At 43.2% G+C, this 1,956-nt stretch carries 1 protein-coding gene; it reads left to right on the top strand.

Features of this window, described 5'->3' with window-relative positions; genetic code table 11:
* Positions 1-144: 144 nt before the first annotated feature.
* Complete coding sequence (locus Pmgp_RS19155; RefSeq protein ID WP_134216268.1) at positions 145-1,797, top strand: transposase; 1,653 nt, start codon at positions 145-147, stop codon at positions 1,795-1,797.
* Positions 1,798-1,956: the final 159 nt, after the last annotated feature.

Raw genomic sequence — 1,956 nt, 5'->3', positions numbered from 1 at the left:
ATGATTCCACTGCAAAAACCCCGTAGAATACCCAAAATTAGTTCCTGGTGCAGCAGGAGAAACAAGGCTGAATATCGAAGTATACTGTAGAAATCAAGAGATATCTACTGATAAACCAACAAAATGCGATCCAGGGGGATTCAGATGTTCCGGGAAAACAAAGACCACTTACAACAAGAACTATTTAATAGTTACTCATGGATGAATCCAAAGATACAGGCCAGTTTGCAGGGAACTTGGGCACCCCTTTTCTATGAGCATGTGTTTTGTAAAATCGATGAGACTCCTTTTTCCTGTTTGTACAGCCTGGATAACGGTCGCCCCAATTTCCCCGTGAATATTCTGCTTTCCCTGGAATTCATTAAACACATGAAAGATTACACCGACGAAGACATTCTCGAACAGTTCCGTTTTAACTACCAGATTATGTATGCTGTTGGTCTGCGCAACCTCGGTGAACTCTATCTGGCCGAACGCACCTTGTACGAATTTCGGCGGCGGGTCTACCGCTATACTGTTGAAAACCCAGATAAAGACGATCTCATCTTTGGGCAATTCGAAAAATTAACCGCGCAGTTTATTGAGTTAGCCGGGATCAACACCAAAGAGCAACGTGCAGACTCCACGCAAATCATGACCAATATCAAATTGGCCGGACGGTTGTCGTTGGCATATGATGTATTATCCCAGGCAGTGAAAACCTGCCCCCCGGAACTTCTTACAGATTCCTTAAAACATGTGCTCGAACCCGAGTACAAAACCAAGGTCTTATACCGCTCCAGGGGCAGTGAAGCACAAAAACGTATACAGGAGATGATCGATCTAGGGATCGAACTGGTGTCCATCACCGAACCAAATCCGGACATTCGTGAATTGAACGCCATAGTGATTCTCCAGCGATTTATCAACGACCAGGCTGCCTTTGATAGTGAGAAGAATACCTGGAAAGCAAAAGCAAATAAAGACATTGAGGCCGACTCTCTGCAATCAGCCTATGACCAGGATGTGACCTACCGCAAGAAAGGCTCAAAAGGGCATGTTGGTTTAGTCCTAAATATCGCCGAAACTTGTGCTGACGAAAATCCCGTACAAATAATCACTGACTATACAGTCGAGAAAAACAGGGTGGGCGACGCTGAGATGTTAGCAAAGCGCATCCCTGAAATACAAAAGAAAATGGAAGTCACCGACTTTTACGTCGATGGAGGATTCTTCAGCGGAGAAGTGGAAAAACAAGCGCAAGATGCTGGAATAACGATACATTATACAGACATGACCGGGAAGCAACCAGATCCCGAAAAGATTCCACTAACCGCATTTACCATTAAAGACCATAAAACGGTTGAGGCCTGCCCAGAAGGTCATGCTCCATATAGCTGTCAGTTCAATGGAAAAAGTAATGTGATCCTCGCTCATTTCGACAGGAATATTTGTTCAAACTGTCCCAGGCAAGGCGCCTGCCCGGTAAAATTCCGAAAAAATAATACCGTATTAAGAGTTGAACAGAGTGCTATATTTCTGGCCGAAGCCCGCGAACGGAAAGAAGACAAAAGAGCCAGGAAAGAAGCTACCAGCAAACGTACCGCCATTGAAGGAACCAACTCCTCGCTAAAGTGTTCACAGGGAGCAGGAAAACTCAAGGTACGGGGTAAAGTCAAAGCAACATTGGTTACTGGTATGAAAATCATTGGACACAACTTCAAGCAAATCGTCCGCTTCTTTAAAGGGGATATAAGGAAAAAGGCTACAGAAATTGTAAATAACAATAATCAAGGGGTTATTGTGCCCATTTGCTAGAAAAAAGCTAGAAATACAAAGGATAATAACCGTTATCCAAGCACAAAACCATAAAGGAAACCAAAATAATGGTCAGGTAAATGGATGATAATCCCAGTCAATTTTCTTAAGGGGAAAATGTAAGAAAAAAAACACCATTTTTTGCAGTGGAATCATATA

Origin of the sequence: Pelotomaculum propionicicum, assembly GCF_004369225.1 — a bacterium.
GTDB lineage: Bacteria > Bacillota > Desulfotomaculia > Desulfotomaculales > Pelotomaculaceae > Pelotomaculum_B > Pelotomaculum_B propionicicum.
This window is presented reverse-complemented; position numbering and strand designations above follow the sequence as displayed.